At 67.6% G+C, this 15,403-nt stretch carries 17 protein-coding genes; 6 read left to right on the top strand and 11 right to left on the bottom strand.

What is annotated here, in order from left to right:
* Positions 1 to 48: 48 nt before the first annotated feature.
* From LG3211_RS12290 to purB, 5 genes are all read right to left on the bottom strand, one after another.
* Complete coding sequence (locus tag LG3211_RS12290) at positions 49 to 1,281, bottom strand: ribosomal protein uL16 3-hydroxylase (protein ID WP_057943103.1); 1,233 nt, start codon at positions 1,279 to 1,281, stop codon at positions 49 to 51.
* A 139-nt stretch (positions 1,282 to 1,420) separates the two neighbouring features.
* Positions 1,421 to 1,819 carry a VOC family protein gene (locus tag LG3211_RS12285; RefSeq protein WP_057943102.1) on the bottom strand — a complete coding sequence of 133 codons (399 nt, stop codon included), beginning with the start codon at positions 1,817 to 1,819 and terminating at the stop codon, positions 1,421 to 1,423.
* A gap of 88 nt (positions 1,820 to 1,907) precedes the next feature.
* Positions 1,908 to 2,816, bottom strand: coding sequence for a subclass B3 metallo-beta-lactamase (gene bla, locus LG3211_RS12280; protein WP_057945445.1), 909 nt, complete (start codon positions 2,814 to 2,816; stop codon positions 1,908 to 1,910).
* 100 nt (positions 2,817 to 2,916) lie between these two features.
* Positions 2,917 to 3,345, bottom strand: coding sequence for a DUF695 domain-containing protein (locus LG3211_RS12275; RefSeq protein ID WP_057943101.1), 429 nt, complete (start codon positions 3,343 to 3,345; stop codon positions 2,917 to 2,919).
* A 1-nt stretch (position 3,346) separates the two neighbouring features.
* Positions 3,347 to 4,723: an adenylosuccinate lyase gene (gene purB / locus LG3211_RS12270; protein WP_057943100.1), complete on the bottom strand. Its 1,377-nt coding sequence runs from the start codon at positions 4,721 to 4,723 to the stop codon at positions 3,347 to 3,349.
* A 361-nt stretch (positions 4,724 to 5,084) separates the two neighbouring features.
* Here purB and LG3211_RS12265 point away from each other — a divergent pair, with 361 nt between their 5' ends.
* The 3 genes from LG3211_RS12265 to yiaA all read left to right on the top strand — a co-directional run bounded on the left by LG3211_RS12265 (position 5,085) and on the right by yiaA (position 7,955).
* Positions 5,085 to 6,458, top strand: a complete 1,374-nt coding sequence (locus LG3211_RS12265; protein ID WP_057945444.1) for a class II fumarate hydratase — start codon at positions 5,085 to 5,087, stop codon at positions 6,456 to 6,458.
* A 512-nt stretch (positions 6,459 to 6,970) separates the two neighbouring features.
* Complete coding sequence (locus tag LG3211_RS12260) at positions 6,971 to 7,150, top strand: hypothetical protein (RefSeq protein ID WP_057943099.1); 180 nt, start codon at positions 6,971 to 6,973, stop codon at positions 7,148 to 7,150.
* A gap of 376 nt (positions 7,151 to 7,526) precedes the next feature.
* Positions 7,527 to 7,955, top strand: a complete 429-nt coding sequence (yiaA, locus tag LG3211_RS12255; protein WP_057943098.1) for an inner membrane protein YiaA — start codon at positions 7,527 to 7,529, stop codon at positions 7,953 to 7,955.
* Between the two features lie 91 nt (positions 7,956 to 8,046).
* On the opposite strand, the gene LG3211_RS12250 is transcribed toward yiaA, so the two are convergent.
* The 6 genes from LG3211_RS12250 to LG3211_RS12225 all read right to left on the bottom strand — a co-directional run bounded on the left by LG3211_RS12250 (position 8,047) and on the right by LG3211_RS12225 (position 12,351).
* Positions 8,047 to 8,598: a DUF2884 family protein gene (locus tag LG3211_RS12250; protein ID WP_057943097.1), complete on the bottom strand. Its 552-nt coding sequence runs from the start codon at positions 8,596 to 8,598 to the stop codon at positions 8,047 to 8,049.
* 74 nt (positions 8,599 to 8,672) lie between these two features.
* Positions 8,673 to 9,440: a DUF4097 family beta strand repeat-containing protein gene (locus LG3211_RS12245; RefSeq protein ID WP_057943096.1), complete on the bottom strand. Its 768-nt coding sequence runs from the start codon at positions 9,438 to 9,440 to the stop codon at positions 8,673 to 8,675.
* A 120-nt stretch (positions 9,441 to 9,560) separates the two neighbouring features.
* Positions 9,561 to 10,502 (bottom strand): hypothetical protein, encoded by a 942-nt coding sequence (locus tag LG3211_RS12240; RefSeq protein WP_057945443.1) that lies wholly within the window; start codon positions 10,500 to 10,502, stop codon positions 9,561 to 9,563.
* A gap of 77 nt (positions 10,503 to 10,579) precedes the next feature.
* Positions 10,580 to 11,464 (bottom strand): ABC transporter ATP-binding protein, encoded by an 885-nt coding sequence (locus LG3211_RS12235; protein WP_057943095.1) that lies wholly within the window; start codon positions 11,462 to 11,464, stop codon positions 10,580 to 10,582.
* Positions 11,461 to 11,853: a GntR family transcriptional regulator gene (locus LG3211_RS12230; RefSeq protein WP_057943094.1), complete on the bottom strand. Its 393-nt coding sequence runs from the start codon at positions 11,851 to 11,853 to the stop codon at positions 11,461 to 11,463. Before LG3211_RS12230 ends, LG3211_RS12235 begins: the two co-directional genes overlap by 4 nt.
* Positions 11,854 to 11,856: 3 nt before the next feature.
* Complete coding sequence (locus tag LG3211_RS12225; protein WP_057943093.1) at positions 11,857 to 12,351, bottom strand: hypothetical protein; 495 nt, start codon at positions 12,349 to 12,351, stop codon at positions 11,857 to 11,859.
* Between the two features lie 181 nt (positions 12,352 to 12,532).
* On the opposite strand from LG3211_RS12225, the gene LG3211_RS12220 reads away from it, so the two are divergent.
* From LG3211_RS12220 to bamJ, 3 genes are all read left to right on the top strand, one after another.
* Positions 12,533 to 13,171: a glutathione peroxidase gene (locus LG3211_RS12220; RefSeq protein WP_057943092.1), complete on the top strand. Its 639-nt coding sequence runs from the start codon at positions 12,533 to 12,535 to the stop codon at positions 13,169 to 13,171.
* A 217-nt stretch (positions 13,172 to 13,388) separates the two neighbouring features.
* Positions 13,389 to 14,333, top strand: coding sequence for an FKBP-type peptidyl-prolyl cis-trans isomerase (locus LG3211_RS12215; protein ID WP_057943091.1), 945 nt, complete (start codon positions 13,389 to 13,391; stop codon positions 14,331 to 14,333).
* A 137-nt stretch (positions 14,334 to 14,470) separates the two neighbouring features.
* Positions 14,471 to 15,301: a BamJ family beta-barrel-assembly machinery protein gene (gene bamJ / locus LG3211_RS12210; protein WP_148648881.1), complete on the top strand. Its 831-nt coding sequence runs from the start codon at positions 14,471 to 14,473 to the stop codon at positions 15,299 to 15,301.
* Positions 15,302 to 15,403: the final 102 nt, after the last annotated feature.

Genomic DNA, 15,403 nt, shown 5'->3' with positions numbered 1-15,403 from the left:
GGCCGGACCCGCCGCGGGCGAGCCGGCCGGGTCGGGCCGCGCCGAGGCTTATTCCTCTTCGGCGCCGGCGTCCTCATCCAGTCCCAGCCGATAGTGGCCGCCGGCGATGAGTTCGAGCACGCATTCGCGGCCGGCCTCCGACAGCGCGGAATAGCCGGCCAGATCGAGTTCGGCCGCGCCCGCGATCGCCTGCGCGTCGCGCGCGGGCAGGGCGAATTCCTGTCCGCTGACGTACAGGCTGGCGGCCCGCCCCTTGGCGTGCGCGCGGCGCCAGGCCATGCGCGACCACGGATGCCGCCACAACGCCGCGCCGCGCTGCAGGTCCCATTCGATCTCGATGCGCGAACGCGCCGGCTCATGGCCCGCGGACACTTCGCCGGCGGCGCGGTACACGGTGATGAAGCGGCCGAACCAGTCGCCGAGGCGGTCGGGGTCGTTCATGCGCAGCGCGTTCAAGGCCTCGACCACGCGGACCATGGCGGCGGCGTCGATCTCGTTCGGATCGCGCGGCGGGGCGAGGTCGGGATCGTGATAACGCAGGCTTTCGTCGGCGTCCCCGGCGAGGGTGTCGATGTAGTCGCCCATCAGCTCGGCGGCCGAAGGCGCGCGCATGCCGATCGAGAAGGTCAGGCAGGCGTCTTCCGCGACGCCGTGATGCGGTACGCCCGGCGGCAGATACAGCATGTCGCCCGGGCCCAGCACCCAGTCGTGGCTGGGATCGAATTCGCGCAGCAGCTTGAGGTCGGCATCGGGACGGAAGTCCTGCGGCGCATCCGCGCGCGCGTCGATCTGCCAGCGGCGGTGGCCCTGGGCCTGCAGCAGGAACACGTCGTACTGATCCACGTGCGCGCCGACCGAACCGCCGGGCGCGGCGAACGACACCATGATGTCGTCGATGCGCCAGCGCGGCAGGAAGTCGAAGGCCGGCAGCAGCGCGGCGACGTCGGCGTCCCACTTGTCCACGTCCTGGACCAACAGCGTCCAGTCTTGTTGGGGAAGCCCGGGGAACTCGGACTCTGCGAACGGCCCGTGCCGCAGTGAATAGCGGTCGCTGGCGCGGTCGTGCTGGATCAACCGCGCCAGCACGCCTTCCTCGCAGGCCAGGCCGGCGAGGTCTTCTGGCTGGATCGGCGATTGCAGCCCGGCGAACGCATTGCGGATCAGCAGCGGGCGTTTTTGCCAGTAATCGCGCAGGAACGCGGCCGGGGCGATGCCCAGCGGCGGCTTGCGGCTGGCGTCGATTTCGATCGGAAGGTCGAGGCTATTGGACTTGGTGGCCATGAGGCGAGACAGGCAGGCGGGCGTATTCGCGCCGATAAGCCCATTGTCGCTCAAGCGAGCCGCGCATGTCGGGCCGCGCGCCACTGCCGTTGCAGTTCCCCCCTTTGAAAAAGGGGGGAAGCGGGGATTTGCCTTTGCCTCACCCCGCAATCTCATCGTAACCCCGCCCCAAAAACTGCAGCAGGCACCACCCATGCCCGAACGGATCGGCGATCGCCACGATCCGCCCCCAGTTCGCGCTGCGCACATCGCCTTCCTGCACCGCCCCGGCCGCCAGCGCGCTGCGCAAGGCCGCATCCAGATCCAGCACGACCACGTCCAGATGCAGCGGCGACCAGTGCCGCGCATAACGTCGAGTCTCCGCGCCGGCCGCGAGCGAGCCCTCGGCCTTGAGCAACAAATAGATCGGCGCCTGCCCGCCCAGCAGTTCGATCACCTCGCCGCCGAGCCGGCGTCCGGCATGCAGGCCGAACGCGCGCGTATAGAACGCCAGCGCCGCATCCAGATCGGGCACGTCGATATTGATCAACTGTTGCATCGCCATCCTCCGTCAACGCCGGCGGCGAGTCTGCGCGAGCCGGCGCTAAGGCCGCGTGGTCGCGGCCCGGGCGATCACCACGCCCCGATCACGGCTTGGCGTCGCCGCGTTCCCTGGCGATGCGCGCATCCAGCTTGGCCGCGCCGGTGGCGGAGTAAGCGCGGCAGGCGCCGGCATCGACCAGCGGCCGGGTCGCGCCCGGGCCCAGGCGCGAGAACAGCTCGCTGGCGCCCGGATGCGGCGTCAGCAGAATGTCGCAGGGCAGGTTCGCGACCGTGACCAGGCTTTGCCGGAAGGCGGCGATGAAGCCCGGATGCGCGGCTTCGTCGGTATAGCGATACACATCGTCGGAAAACGGCGTGAGGCTGTCGGCATAGGCGATCGCGCGGCATTGTCCGCCCTGATCGCAGGAACGCCAGGTCCAACTGGTGCTGCCCGGCGTATGCCCCGGCGTGGCGTGCGCGGTCAGCGCGATCGACCGCAGGGTCAGCGTTTCGCCGGCTTCGATGCGGCGCACCGTGCGCACCGGCGCGAACGCCGGCGTGCTGAGGAACTGCGGATCGCCGCGATCGCCCTGGCCGCGCTCCAGCGACGCCGCTTCGGCCGGCAGCGCGACCACGGTCGCGCCGCTGTCGCGTTGCAGTTGGGCGATGCCGCCGGCGTGATCGAGGTGTTCGTGCGAGCTGAGGATGTAGCGCACGTCCTCGACCTTGAAACCGAGCGCGCGGATGTTGGCTTCCACCGACGCCGCGCCTTTCTTGGTGGTGCCGTCGATCAGGACATGGCCCTGGTCGGAGGTGATCAGGATCGAGCTGATGCCGCAGGTGCCGACGAACCAGGTATTGCCATGGATATGATGCGGCGCCGAGGGCGTGTCCCAGGTCGGATCGGCCGGACAGGCCGCGGCGGCCGTCGCCGCTTTTTGCCCGGACTTCAGAGCGGGCGCGGCGCAGCCGCCGAGCGCCAATACACCGATCAGTGCCATCGCCAAACGCATCGTCGCTTCGCTCGCGGAAATGAAAAACAGTCGCACACTATCGGTCATCGCGTGGCATCGCGAAACCGGTTTTCGTGTTGCGATTTGTGCGCGCGCGAACTCAGTGCAGGCCGATCGCGTCGGCGAAGGAACGGTAGAACTCGCCCTTGGGATCGCTCTCGTGGTCGATCTCGATCGGATAAGGCGTGGCTTCCTGCGGCATCGCGTTGAGCACGCCGATGAAGGCATTCACGTCGCGGGTGTGGAACACGTACTCGCGATGGTCAGGCTCGGTGAACACGATCGCCAGCACGCTGTGGCCGGCGGCCTGGATGCGCTCGCAGACCCGGTCCTCGAAGCGCTCCATGGCCGCCATTTCCTCCGCCGAGGCGGTGCCGGTGCCGTGGTCGTCCTGGTAGGCCCAGATCAGGTTCAAGCGTTCCGGATAGCCGCGAAAGTCGAAGCCGCGCTCGAACTGTTTGATCCGGGTCAGGGACAGGCCGTCGTCGGTGGCTTGCTCGGCCAGGGTCCAGGCGCGGGTGTCTTCCATATCAGATTTCGCGCGCCAGGCGCTCGGCCAGGCCGGTGTAGCTGCCCGGCGTCATCGTCAGCAGGCGCTGTTTGTCGTCGGCCGGCAGGTCCAGCGAGGCGATGAACTCGCGCATCGAGGCCTCGTTGATGCCGTGGCCGCGGGTCAGCGCCTTGAGTTGCTCGTACGGGTTCGGCAGGCCGTGACGGCGCATCACCGTCTGCACCGCTTCGGCCAGCACTTCCCAGGCCGCGTCGAGGTCGGCGGCCAAGCGCTCGGGATTGACGCTGAGCTTGTTCAAGCCGCGCAGCAGCGCGTCGATGCCGATCAGCGCATGGCCGAAGGCGGTGCCGAGCGCGCGCAGCACGGTCGAGTCGGTCAGGTCGCGCTGCCAGCGGCTGATCGGCAGCTTGGCGGCGAAATGTTCGAACAAGGCGTTGGCGATGCCGAAGTTGCCTTCGGCGTTTTCGAAGTCGATCGGATTGACCTTGTGCGGCATGGTCGAGCTGCCGACTTCGCCGGCCTTTACCGCCTGCTTGAAATAGCCCAGCGAGATATAGCCCCACACGTCGCGGCACAGGTCGATGCAGATGGTGTCGATGCGGCGCTGCGCGTCGCAGACCTCGGCGATGCCGTCGTGCGGTTCGATCTGGGTGGTGTAGGGCTGCCAGTCCAGGCCCAGGGACGTGACGAAGCGCTGCGAGAACGCGGCCCAGTCGATGTCCGGGTAGGAGGCGAGGTGAGCGTTGTAGTTGCCGACCGCGCCGTTGATCTTGCCCGGCATCTGCGCGCCGGCCAGGGTCTCGCCCTGGCGCAGCAGGCGCGCGACCACGTTGGCGATTTCCTTCCCGACCGTGGTCGGCGAGGCGGTCTGGCCGTGGGTGCGCGAGAGCATCGGCAGCGCGGCGTGTTCGTGGGCCATCGCGCGCAGCTTCTGGATCAGATCGTCCAGACGCGGCAGCAACACCTGCTGGCGCGCCTGATTGAGCATCAGCGCGTAGCTGAGGTTGTTGATGTCTTCGCTGGTGCAGGCGAAGTGCACGAATTCCAGGGCCGGGCCCAACTCGGCGTCGTCCTTGAGGCGTTCCTTGATCAGGTACTCGACCGCCTTGACGTCGTGGTTGGTGGTGCGCTCGATCTCCTTGACCCGGGCGGCGTCCTCGATCGACAACTCCTCGGCGAGCTTGCGCAGGCGCGCGGCGGCGGCGGCGGAGAACGGCTTGAGCTCGACGATGCCGGGCTCATCGGCCAGCGCCAGCAGCCATTCCACCTCGACCTTGACCCGGGCCTTGATCAGGCCGAATTCGGAGAAGATCGGCCTCAGCGCATCGACTTTGCCGGCGTAGCGGCCATCGAGCGGAGACAGGGCGAGCAGGGTGGTCTGGGAATCGGCGGACATGGCACGCGGTGGGGAGTAAGCAGTCCGCCATTCTACCCCAGCGCCCGCGCCGTGCCGGGCGCCGTCGACCCTGCCGGATCGGGCGGAAATCCGCCGCGCACTCGACGCGCGACGCGCGCGCGGCGATCATGACGGCCGCCAGCGAAAAACGATGCCAGCATGGCGTGCGCCCTTGCGATAGCCGGGCTCGCCCCAGACCTGATTGATACGACGCGCGGCGCGACAGGCGGCGCGTCTCCCCCACGACTCAATGGAGTTGGCAATGGCGAGCAAACGCAAGACCCCGGTCCGGACCTCCGGCCAGCCCGCGAAACCGGCGGCCAAATCCGCCGCCGCCGGGTTCCGCCTCGAACACGACAGCATGGGCGAACTCAACGTTCCCGCCGATGCCTTGTGGGGCGCGCAGACCCAGCGCGCGGTGCAGAACTTCCCGATTTCCGGCCAGCCGATGCCGCGCGAATTCATCCGCGCCCTGGCCCTGGTCAAGGCCGCCGCGGCGCAGGTCAACGGCGGCTTCGGCCTGCTCGAGGCCGGCGCGGCCAAGGCCATCGGCGCGGCCGCGGGCGAAGTCGCCGCCGGCCGCTTCGACGCGCATTTCCCGATCGACGTCTATCAGACCGGTTCGGGCACCTCCAGCAACATGAACGCCAACGAGGTCATCGCCACGCTGGCCTCGCGCGCGGGCAAGCACAAGATCCATCCGAACGATCACGTCAACCTGGGCCAGAGTTCCAACGACGTGATCCCGACCGCGATCCGGGTGTCGGCGCAGCTGGCGGTGGTGGAATCCCTGTTGCCGGCGCTCAAATATTTGCGCAAGACCATCGAGAAGCGGGCCAAGGAGCTGGCCAAGGTCACCAAGACCGGGCGTACCCATCTCATGGACGCCATGCCGCTCACCTTCGGACAAGAGTTCGGTGCATGGGCGGCGCAACTGGATTCGGCGCAGCAGCGCATCGAGGACAGCCTCAAGCGCCTGCGCCGGCTGCCCATCGGCGGCACCGCGATCGGCACCGGCATCAACGCCGATCCGCGCTTCGGCAAGGCGATGGCCAAGGCGCTGTCGGCGGCGACCGGCACGCGTTTCGAATCGGCCGCGGACAAGTTCGAGGGCCTGGCCGCGCAGGACGACGCGGTCGAACTGTCCGGCCAGCTGAGCACGCTGGCGGTGGCGCTGATGAAGATCGCCAACGATCTGCGCTGGATGAATTCCGGGCCGCTGGCCGGCCTGGGCGAGATCGAATTGCCGGCGCTGCAGCCGGGCAGTTCGATCATGCCGGGCAAGGTCAATCCGGTGATTCCCGAAGCGCTGGCGATGGTCTGCGCGCAGGTGATCGGCCACCACAGCGCGATCACCGTGGCCGGGCAGAGCGGCAATTTCCAGCTCAACGTGATGCTGCCGCTGATCGCCTTCGACCTGCTCGATTCGATCCGCCTGCTTGCCCGCAGCATGCCGCTGCTGGCCGACAGCGCGATCGCCCGGCTCAAGGTGCGTCAGGCGCATGTGCGCGAGGCGCTGGACCGCAATCCAATCCTGGTCACCGCGCTCAATCCGATCATCGGTTACGAAAAAGCCGCGGCGATCGCCAAACAGGCTTATAAGGAAGGACGGCCGGTGCTGGAGGTGGCGGTGGAGACCAGCGGTCTGTCGGAGAAGCAATTGCGCCGCCTGCTCGATCCCGGCGTGCTGACTCGCGGCGGCATTCAGGCCGGCGGCGCGGGTGGGGGAGGTTGAGCCGGACCGCGGCTTCGCGCAAAATCCTCGCGCGTCGCGTCAAGGCCAAGTGAAGGTTTTAGCGCGTAAATGTTCCAGGATTTTGTTTCGCGACCGAATTGGGGGTTCCGTTGTTGGCCCTTGGATATCCTCGGCGCGCACAGGGGAGGTAACCGGCATCGCGCCGGATAATCTTTCCGCGTGTCGGACAGGGGGCCGCGCCGGGCTGCGACTAGGGGCCATGCGGATTGGACCATTACGGTCCCAGGCTATCTTTATCCGCGTACAGATTCCCTGGCGCGCCGTCCTCGCGGCGTTGCGCCGCGGAACCGGCGGTCTCGGCCGCCGGGCGCACCCGCCGATACCCGGCGCGGGCGGACGGTTATTGAGCGGTAACCGTGGCGCCATGCCGGGTTTCATATTGGCGGTTTATGTAGTCCGTTCCGCGCGGCGCCGGATGCTCCGCGCGGACGAGTTTCTCCCCCAGAAATCACTGGTCCGATCCGGCCAGCCATAACGATGGAGCATCGCTCATGAAGTCCAGGCATTTTCTTCGGTACGCCGCTGTCCTCTCGCTGCTGGTTTGCGCTGCCTGCAAGCCGCAATTCATTCCCTTCGGCGAGAGCGTCAAGATCGATCTGACCGCGAAGGCCGCGCCCGCGGCGGCGCAAGCCGCGCAGGCCACGGTCGCTCAAGTCGCACCGAAGCACTGACCGGTCGCCCCGGGCCGGGACTGGTTCCGGCCCGGGCATCGGTAAAAGCACGGGCAAGGTGAGCGACGGTTTCGCCGTCGCGCGCCGGCGCAGGCGTTCAAGCCCGCGCGCCGGCTCACACAGGTTCGCGGTTTCTCTTCGAGTCTCAACGCGGCGCGGTCGCCGCGGGCCGCGAACCCAGGCAATCACGCTGCGCATCAGGCGGGCCGGTCCGGCTGGCGTGATGCGATCGCGCGCGCGATCGCTTGATCGCGGATGACAGCGCCGCGGGCGCTTGGCATAGTGAGCGCGCGGGCTGGGAGCGCCCGCACGGCAGCCCGTCTTTCGACGGCGACTTTGGCATTTGCCCGCCGCTACCAACGCTCAAGGATGCGATATGAACCGTGCCATTTCCGGCAAACCCTCGGCGGCTTTCGTCGGCGCTTCGTGGACCGCGCTCATGCTCGGCGCACTGGCCTATCTGATCGGCCTGTGGAACGCGAGCATGCAACTCAACGAAAAAGGCTACTACCTGACCCTGCTGCTCTACGGCCTGTTCGCCGCCGTGTCGGTGCAAAAGGCGGTGCGCGACCGGATGGAAGGCGTCCCGGTCACGAACATCTACTACGGCCTGGCCTGCGTGTCGGTGGTCAGCGCGCTGCTGCTGTTGTTCATCGGCCTGTGGAACGCGCAGATCAGCTTCAGCGAGAAAGGCTTCTACGGCATGGCCTATGCGTTGAGCCTGTTCGCGGCGATCGCGGTGCAGAAGAATACCCGCGACAGCGGCGCGGGCGCGGGCATGGGCTCGGGCGACGAACTGGAATAAGCCGGCGTCCGGGGGGCGGTTATCGGCCACGGCCTTGCTCGCGCAGGGCCTGGTGGCGAACGGCGGGCCGCGACCGGCGGCTCGCTTTGAACTAGCGGCGGCAATCCTTCGCCACGTCGGCGTCGATTTTGGCGAACGGCGCGAACGCCGGCAACGAGGCGCGCAGTTCGTCCTGCGCGCCGCGCAGGCTGGCGATGCGATCGCACATCTTCATCGCCCGCGCCTGCAGCTTCGAGGCTTCGGCTTCGACCTTCTTGCCGATCTGCTCCGGCTGGCCCTTGCTCAGCTCCTCGACCGCGGTGCTCACCGCCTGGCCGGCCATCGCCGCGCCGGCCTTGCCCATCGCGACGCTGTCCTGGCCGACACCCATGGCCTGTTGGTAGTACCGCCGGCTGATCGCCTGCTGCGCCGCGCTCAGGGTTTGCGCCTTGCCGTCGATGCTCAGGGCGCCGTCGGGGGCGATTTCGGCGCGATGCTCGCCGTCGCCTTTCACCAGCACATGGTCGCCGACCATGTTGATGTGATCGATCACCGAAATGTGGAGCGGGCGTTCGGGCGACTTCGAGCAGCCCGCGCTCGACACGGTCAGCACCAGGGCTGCAAGCACGGCGACGGGATGCAGCAGCGAAAGCGAGGCTTTCATGACGGAGTCCTGAGCGCGCGCAGCGCCGGCGGTAGGAGGGAGGCGACGGCGCGTGCGTACACGCGCCGTCGCGGTCAGTCTTCCTGCGGAATATCGATGCGGCCGGCGACGCCGCGGTGATGCACCGAGCCGCTGCCGACGCTGCTCACGCGCAGATTGCCGCGCACGTCGCTGACGTCCAGATCGCCCGAACCCAGGCGCTTGAGTTCGACCGAGCCGCCGACCTGGTTGAGTTCGACATCGCCCGAACCGACCGAGCCGATGCTGACGTCGCGGGCGATGCCGCGCGCCTTCAGATCGCCCGAGCCCAGGCGCAGCAATTGCAGCGAGCCGATCTTGTCCAGATCGATGTCGCCCGAGCCCACTTGCGCGGTTACCAGGCCGCGCACGCGGCTGATGTTGATGTCGCCGGAGTTCACGTCCGCGCTCAGCGCCGACACGTTCTCGACCGAGGCGTCGCCGGAGCCGACCTTGAGTTGCACCATCAGGTTGTCGGGCACCGTGGCGTGCAATTTCATGTGGCGCTGGCCGTTGAAATTCAGGCTGATCTTGTCGGCGTGCGCGGCGGTGACCACCAGCTTGTCGCCGACGCGTTGCTGGGTCAGGGTCAGGCCGGCCAGATCGGCGGCGTTGGACGCGCAGGCCTGTCCTTCGACCGCGCCTTTGGCGCCGGCGGCGCCCTTGACGGTCAGATCGTCGGAGCCGATCGCGAATACCACGGCTTTGACCCCGGCCAGGTCGAGTTGCAAATTGCGCGGCTGGGCGTTGTCGCAGCGGTCGGCGGCCTGGGCGGCCAGCGGCAGCAGCATGGCGGCGGAGAGGAGGGCGGTAGGCAGGCGCATTGGACGCTCCGGATAAGGGTGGAAGCTTAGAGATGCGGCGAAGGCGCAAACGGTTGAGGCCGTTCGGCGGCGCGGGGCCGCCGATCCCGCCCGCGGGGTGCGCGGGCGGGAGGCACGGACTCAGCCCTCGTCGCGCCAGCGGCGCAGGCGGATCGCGGCGTACACCATCGCCGCACCGAGAACCGCACCGATCCACAGGTCGATCGTGGTCAGGGCGTGCAGGCTGCTGGTGATGTTGATCGACTGGGCCAACGCTTCGGGACCATGCGTGGCTGCGTTCTGTGTGTTGGCGGCGACCTGTTCGTTGAGGAACCAGGTACCCGGCACCACGCTGAGCAGACCGCGCAGACCGACCGTGTACCAGATCGCGCCGTGCGGGATGTCGATGCCCGGCATGATGTCGAGGAAGCTGATGAACACGCAGGCCAGCAGCGGGATCACCACCGCCCAGACGAAGGGCACGCTGCGCGCCCAGGCCGAGCAAAGCATCAGCCAGCCGATGGTCGGCAGCGCCCACAGTGCGTAGACCGGGATCGCCAGCGCGATCTGCGCGATCAGTTGCAGCGGATGGGCCTGGGTGAAGATCGCCGAGGCGCCGTCCAGGCCGTTGAGCACCGCCGCCAGCCAGGCGAGCACCCACATCACCAGTCCCACGCCCAGCCCGATCACCGCCGCCAGCAGCGGCGCCAGCACCAGTGCCCACGCCAGCTTGGACAGCACCGCCTGCGTGTCGGAGACCGGCAGCGACTTCCAGAACAGGATGCTGCGGTCCTTGCGCTCGTCGTAAATCGAACCCAGGGCGTAGAAGAACACCACGAACACGAACACCGTGAACACCATGCCCAGGCCGCCGGCCAGGGCGATGTCGCCGACCCCGCCGAGGCTGTCGCCGCCGCTCATGTGGACGTTGACGCCGTCGCCGCTGTTGGCGGCGACCTTATGGAACAGCACGGAACCGGCGAGGATGCCGATCACGGCGAAGCCGATCGCGATCAGTCCGGCGATCAGCGGTCCCCACAGGAAACCGCCGCGGTGTTCCCAGAACTCGCGCTTGAGCAGCATCTTGAACACTTGCTGCGGCGGGAAGGCGGCCACTGCGCGCGGTGCGGCCGGGGTGGTCAGGTCTTGGGCGGCGGCATTCATGCGTAGGTCCCCTTCATGGTGGCGACGAACAGGTCGGCCAGGCCCGGTGTGCGGGTTTCGCCCAGGCCGGTGAGCTGGGCGGCGTTGACGCCGTCGAACAGCATCACCGTCTTGCCGAAGGGCAGGGCGCGTTCGTCCAGCGGTCCCAGGCTGCGCGCGTGCTCGGCCTTGTCGCGGTCGATCAGCACTTCGGTGAAGCGCTCGCCGAGGTTTTCCATCGGGCAGTCCAGGACGATCTTGCCGTCGCGGATGAACATCACGTCGGTGAGGATGTGTTCGATCTCCTCGACCTGGTGGGTGGTGATGACGATGGTCTTGTTCTCGTCGAAGTAATCCTCCAGCAGGCGCTGGTAGAACTGCTTGCGATACAGGATGTCCAGGCCCAGGGTCGGCTCGTCCAGCACCAGCAGGCGCGCGTCGATGGCCATCACCAGGGCCAGGTGCAGTTGCACGATCATGCCCTTGGACATTTCGCGAACGCGCAGGTCCGGCTTGAGCAATGTGCCGTGCAGGAAGCGCTCGCACTTGGCGCGGTCGAAGCGCGGGTGCACGCCGGCGACGAAGTCGATCGCCTCGCGCACCTTCAGCCAGCGCGGCAGCACCGCGACGTCGGCGATGAAGCACACATCGCGCATCAGTTCGTCGCGCTGGGTGCGCGGGTCGCGGCCCAGCACCGACAGTTCGCCGTCGAACGCGATCAGGCCGAGGATGGCCTTGAGCGCGGTGGTCTTGCCGGCGCCGTTGGGGCCGATCAGGCCGACGATGCGGCCGGCGGGGATGTCGAAGGTGGTGTCGTTGAGCGCGAGCTTGTTGCGGTACGCCTTGCGCAAGCCGCGCGCGGTGACGATGTGGCCCGGATCGATATGGATGGCATTGGTCATGATGCGTCCGCCTTGTCGTTGCCGGCGTTGTCGGCCGCCGCGCCGCCGAGCAGTTCCTGCGCGCTCAGGCCCAGTCGGGTGATGCGCTCGATGACCAGCGGCCATTCTTCGCGCAAGAAGCGTTCGCGCTCGTTGATGAGCAGTTTCCTTGCGGCTTCTTCGGTCACGTACATGCCCAGGCCTCGGCGTTTTTCGACCAGCGACTCGTCGGCCAACTCCTGGTAGGCGCGCGAGACGGTGATGGGGTTGAGTTGGTATTCGGCTGCGACCTGCCGCACGGAGGGCAGGGCATCGCCGGGCTTGAGCACGCCGTCGAGCATCATCGCGACGACGCGCTCCTTGAGCTGGCGATAGATCGGAGCGCCGTCGCTCCATTGGATTGCGGTCATGGCTCAGCCCCGCGTCAGAAAGGAGAAATAGGGCATGACGAGATTGCTTCGGTTGCGGCGCGAGGCGGTCCCGGCTTTGCGCTTGGGTTCGGTGCGTGCCGGCTCCGCGGCTGCAATGGGTTCGATGGCGTTGGCCATCGCACTGAGGTCGGCGACATCGCCGGCGAGCACGCCGGCCAGTTGCGCCAGTTCGCTGGCGCTGGCCGCGTTTTCGAGACGGGCGGCGCTGGCTTCGATCCTGCGGGCCGCGCCGCTGATGTCGCCGGAGCGGCTGCGGGCGCGTTCGACGAAGGCGCGGTCGAAACTGATGCGGGCCCTGACCGCGCCCAGATCGACTTCGATCGGGCGGGTGGCCGGCAGGTCGCCGGCGAACTGGGCCAGGCCCTGCGCCGGCGTGGCGACCGGGCCGGGCAGCGGAAGCATGACCACCAGGCCCAGGACCAGGGCGCCGCCGGCGGCCATCAGGGCCGATATGGAGTTATGCAGCTTGCGGTTCATGGGGATGTCCTGCTCGTTAGTGGGCCGGTGTTGTATGCAACTATAACACCTAAACACACCGAGTCAACCGGCGCGGACCCAACTGAAGACATAGGCGTCATACTTGGGCCCAGCCTCGTCCCACGCGGCCTTCGCCCCTGCGGCGACGGCCCCTCCCACCGTCCATCCGAGCCCGCCCCCGATGACTTTCCTGTCTCAATCGAGTCCGCGCCGCGCCCGCGCCGCCGGTTCCGTCCTGCTGCTGTCCCTGGCCCTGACCGCCGGCGTCGCCGCCGCGGCCGGCACCGGTCTGCTCGACCGCAGCTTCCGTCCGCTGGCCGGCAAGGTGCCGGTCGATCTGGCCAAGGCCTATGGCGGCGACGTCGTGCTGGTGGTCAACACCGCGAGCAAATGCGGCTTCACCCCGCAGTTCGAGGCCCTGGAAGGCCTGCATGCCAAGTACAAGGCGAAGGGCTTCGCCGTGCTCGGCTTCCCCTCGGGCGACTTCAAGGCGCAGGAATTCGAGGACGAGAAACAGATCCAGGAGTTCTGCACGCTGACCTACGGCGTGAAGTTCCCGATGTTCGAGAAAGTGCACGTGATCGGCGATCAGGCCACGCCGCTGTACAAGGACCTGAGCAAGGTCTCCGGCGAAGCGCCGAAGTGGAATTTCCACAAGTATCTGATCGGCCGCGACGGCAAGCTGATCGCCAGCTACGGCAGCAAGGTCACCCCGGACGATCCGGCCGTGGTCGCGGCGATCGAGCGCGCGCTGGCCGCGCCCTCGGCCAAGGCGGCCAAGCCCGCCGGCAAGACGGCCGCGGCGGCGGCCGGCAAATAAGCCGCGGCTGCGAAATCCAGGCCGATCGCGCGCGGATTTGCGCGCGCGGTCCGGTTTCGCGGCGGCGCCCGCGGGCGGGCTGCGGAACTTCGCCGCTTGTCCGCCGTCACACTGGAACATTGCCGCATCAGGCCGGGCCCGCGACAATGCCGGGCTGGCGCCGGATCGCGGCGCACACATTACGTAATCAGGACAAGCAACCAGGAGCTGGACCCCGATGAAGGCTTTCGTGCGCGGCGCTGCCGTGTTGATCACCACCGCAGCGCTGTTCGGCGGCGCCGCTTCTGCTCAGGACAAGACCGTGCTCGCCAACGATCGAGAAAAAATCAGCTACGCCATCGGCATGGACGTCGCGTCCTCGCTCAAGCCGGTCGGCCCGGACCTGGATGCGGCCGCGTTCGAACGCGCGGTCAAGAATGTATTCGACGGCGGCAAGCCGCTGATCACCCAGGACGAGGCGCGCACCGTCGACACCGCCCTGCGCGCGCGCATCGCCTCGCGCGAAGGCAAGCCGGTCGCCGGCGCCGCGCCCGGCGCTACGCCGCCGGCGGTGGACAAGAGCAAGGTCGGCCTGCTGGTCGGCACCTTCATGGTCGGCCCGGCGCTGCAGCAAATCAAAGGCGAAATCGAGCTGCCGATCCTGGTGCAGGCCGTGCGCACTTCGCTCGGCGGCGGCAAGACCCTGCTGGCCGATGGCGACGCGCGCACCGTGCTGACCAACTTCAGCGAGAAGATGCAGGCCAAGATCAAGGCCGAAGCCGCCGCCGCCGGCGACAAGAACCTGCAGCAGGGCACCGCCTTCCTGGCCGAGAACAAGAAGGTCAAGGGCGTGTTCGTGACCGGCTCGGGCCTGCAGTACATGATCCTGCGCCAAGGCTCGGGCGAGCGTCCCAAGCCGACCGACAAGGTCAGCGTGAACTACAAGGGCACGCTGCTCGACGGCAAGACCTTCGACAGTTCCTACGATCGCGGCCAGCCGGCCGAATTCCCGGTCAACGGCGTGATCCAGGGCTGGCAGGAAGGCCTGGCGATGATGCCGGTCGGCAGCAAGTTCAAGTTCTGGATTCCGGCCGAGCTGGCCTACGGCTCCAACGGCGCGCCGCCGAGCATCGGCCCCAACGCGACGTTGACCTTCGAAGTCGAGTTGCTCGACATCCTGTGATTGCGCTCCGCGTGCGGCGACGCATGCGGCCGTAGCGTAGCGTTCGACCGCCGGCCGGCAGCGTGTTGCCCGGCCGGCCCGGTTTCCCACCTATCCGGTTATCAGTCTCCTAGGAGTGCAGTTTGATGAAGCCTTTCATGCGTAACACCGCCTTCGCGTTCGCCGTGGCCTCGATGGCGTTGTTCGCCTCCGGTTGCGACAAGACCGGCAAGCCGGCCGGCGACAAGGCCGCCGAGGCCAAGCCCGGCGACAAGGCGGCCGACGGCAAGGAGGTCAAGGTGCTCGGCGGCATGAAGACCGAGAAAGAGCAGGAAAGCTATCTGATCGGCATGGACATGGGCCGTTCGCTGGAACTGCTCAAGGACGATCTGGACCTGGCCGTGCTGCAGAAGGCCATGCAGGCCAACATGAAGGGCGACAAGCCGCTGCTGACCGATGAGGAAGCGCAGCAGATCCGTCAGCGCCTGCAGGAAAAAGTGCGCAACAAGCAGGTCGAGAAGATGGTCGCGATGGCCAAGAAGAACCAGGAAGACGGCGTCAAGTTTCTGGCCGACAACGGCAAGAAGGCCGGCGTGGTGACCACCGCTTCGGGCCTGCAGTATCAGATCCTGACCGAAGGCAAGGGCGTCAAGCCCAAGGTCACCGACACCGTGCGCGTGCATTACAAGGGCACGCTGCTCGACGGCAAGACCTTCGACAGCTCCTACGATCGCAACGAACCGGCGGTGTTCCCGCTCGGCGCGGTGGTCCCGGGCTGGCAGGAAGGCATCGCGCTGATGCCGGTGGGCAGCAAGTTCAAGCTGTGGATCCCGAGCAAGCTCGGCTACGGCGAACAAGGCACCCCGGGCGGCCCGATCGGCCCGAACGCGACCTTGGTGTTCGACGTCGAGCTGCTCGACATCGTCAAGCCCGACGCTCCGGTCGGCGGCCCGGGTTCGGCGGCCATGGGCACCGGTCCGAAGCACTGATCGATTGAGGAATAAGGCGGGAGTGGCGTAGCGGTACCCGAACGCAGGGCAGGGGCTGCAGTTTCCGTCGCGATTGATACGCGACGCGGCTACAGTCTTCAC

The organism is Lysobacter gummosus (assembly GCF_001442805.1).
GTDB classification, from domain to species: domain Bacteria; phylum Pseudomonadota; class Gammaproteobacteria; order Xanthomonadales; family Xanthomonadaceae; genus Lysobacter; species Lysobacter gummosus.
Note: the sequence above shows the minus strand (reverse complement) of the source record. Positions and strands in the feature narration are given on the sequence as shown.

Bases quoted from the DNA above. Each gene is read 5' to 3' on its own strand.
- LG3211_RS12275 (WP_057943101.1), bottom strand. From the start codon at position 3,345: ATGGAAGACACCCGCGCCTGGACCCTGGCCGAGCAAGCCACCGACGAC.
- purB (WP_057943100.1), bottom strand. From the start codon at position 4,723: ATGTCCGCCGATTCCCAGACCACCCTGCTCGCCCTGTCTCCGCTCGAT.
- bamJ (WP_148648881.1), top strand. From the start codon at position 14,471: ATGCGTAACACCGCCTTCGCGTTCGCCGTGGCCTCGATGGCGTTGTTC.
- LG3211_RS12220 (WP_057943092.1), top strand. From the start codon at position 12,533: ATGACTTTCCTGTCTCAATCGAGTCCGCGCCGCGCCCGCGCCGCCGGT.
- LG3211_RS12250 (WP_057943097.1), bottom strand. From the start codon at position 8,598: ATGAAAGCCTCGCTTTCGCTGCTGCATCCCGTCGCCGTGCTTGCAGCC.
- LG3211_RS12285 (WP_057943102.1), bottom strand. From the start codon at position 1,819: ATGCAACAGTTGATCAATATCGACGTGCCCGATCTGGATGCGGCGCTG.
- bla (WP_057945445.1), bottom strand. From the start codon at position 2,816: ATGCGTTTGGCGATGGCACTGATCGGTGTATTGGCGCTCGGCGGCTGC.
- LG3211_RS12230 (WP_057943094.1), bottom strand. From the start codon at position 11,853: ATGACCGCAATCCAATGGAGCGACGGCGCTCCGATCTATCGCCAGCTC.
- LG3211_RS12225 (WP_057943093.1), bottom strand. From the start codon at position 12,351: ATGAACCGCAAGCTGCATAACTCCATATCGGCCCTGATGGCCGCCGGC.
- LG3211_RS12240 (WP_057945443.1), bottom strand. From the start codon at position 10,502: ATGCTGCTCAAGCGCGAGTTCTGGGAACACCGCGGCGGTTTCCTGTGG.
- LG3211_RS12290 (WP_057943103.1), bottom strand. From the start codon at position 1,281: ATGGCCACCAAGTCCAATAGCCTCGACCTTCCGATCGAAATCGACGCC.
- LG3211_RS12215 (WP_057943091.1), top strand. From the start codon at position 13,389: ATGAAGGCTTTCGTGCGCGGCGCTGCCGTGTTGATCACCACCGCAGCG.
- LG3211_RS12245 (WP_057943096.1), bottom strand. From the start codon at position 9,440: ATGCGCCTGCCTACCGCCCTCCTCTCCGCCGCCATGCTGCTGCCGCTG.
- LG3211_RS12265 (WP_057945444.1), top strand. From the start codon at position 5,085: ATGGGCGAACTCAACGTTCCCGCCGATGCCTTGTGGGGCGCGCAGACC.
- LG3211_RS12235 (WP_057943095.1), bottom strand. From the start codon at position 11,464: ATGACCAATGCCATCCATATCGATCCGGGCCACATCGTCACCGCGCGC.
- yiaA (WP_057943098.1), top strand. From the start codon at position 7,527: ATGAACCGTGCCATTTCCGGCAAACCCTCGGCGGCTTTCGTCGGCGCT.
- LG3211_RS12260 (WP_057943099.1), top strand. From the start codon at position 6,971: ATGAAGTCCAGGCATTTTCTTCGGTACGCCGCTGTCCTCTCGCTGCTG.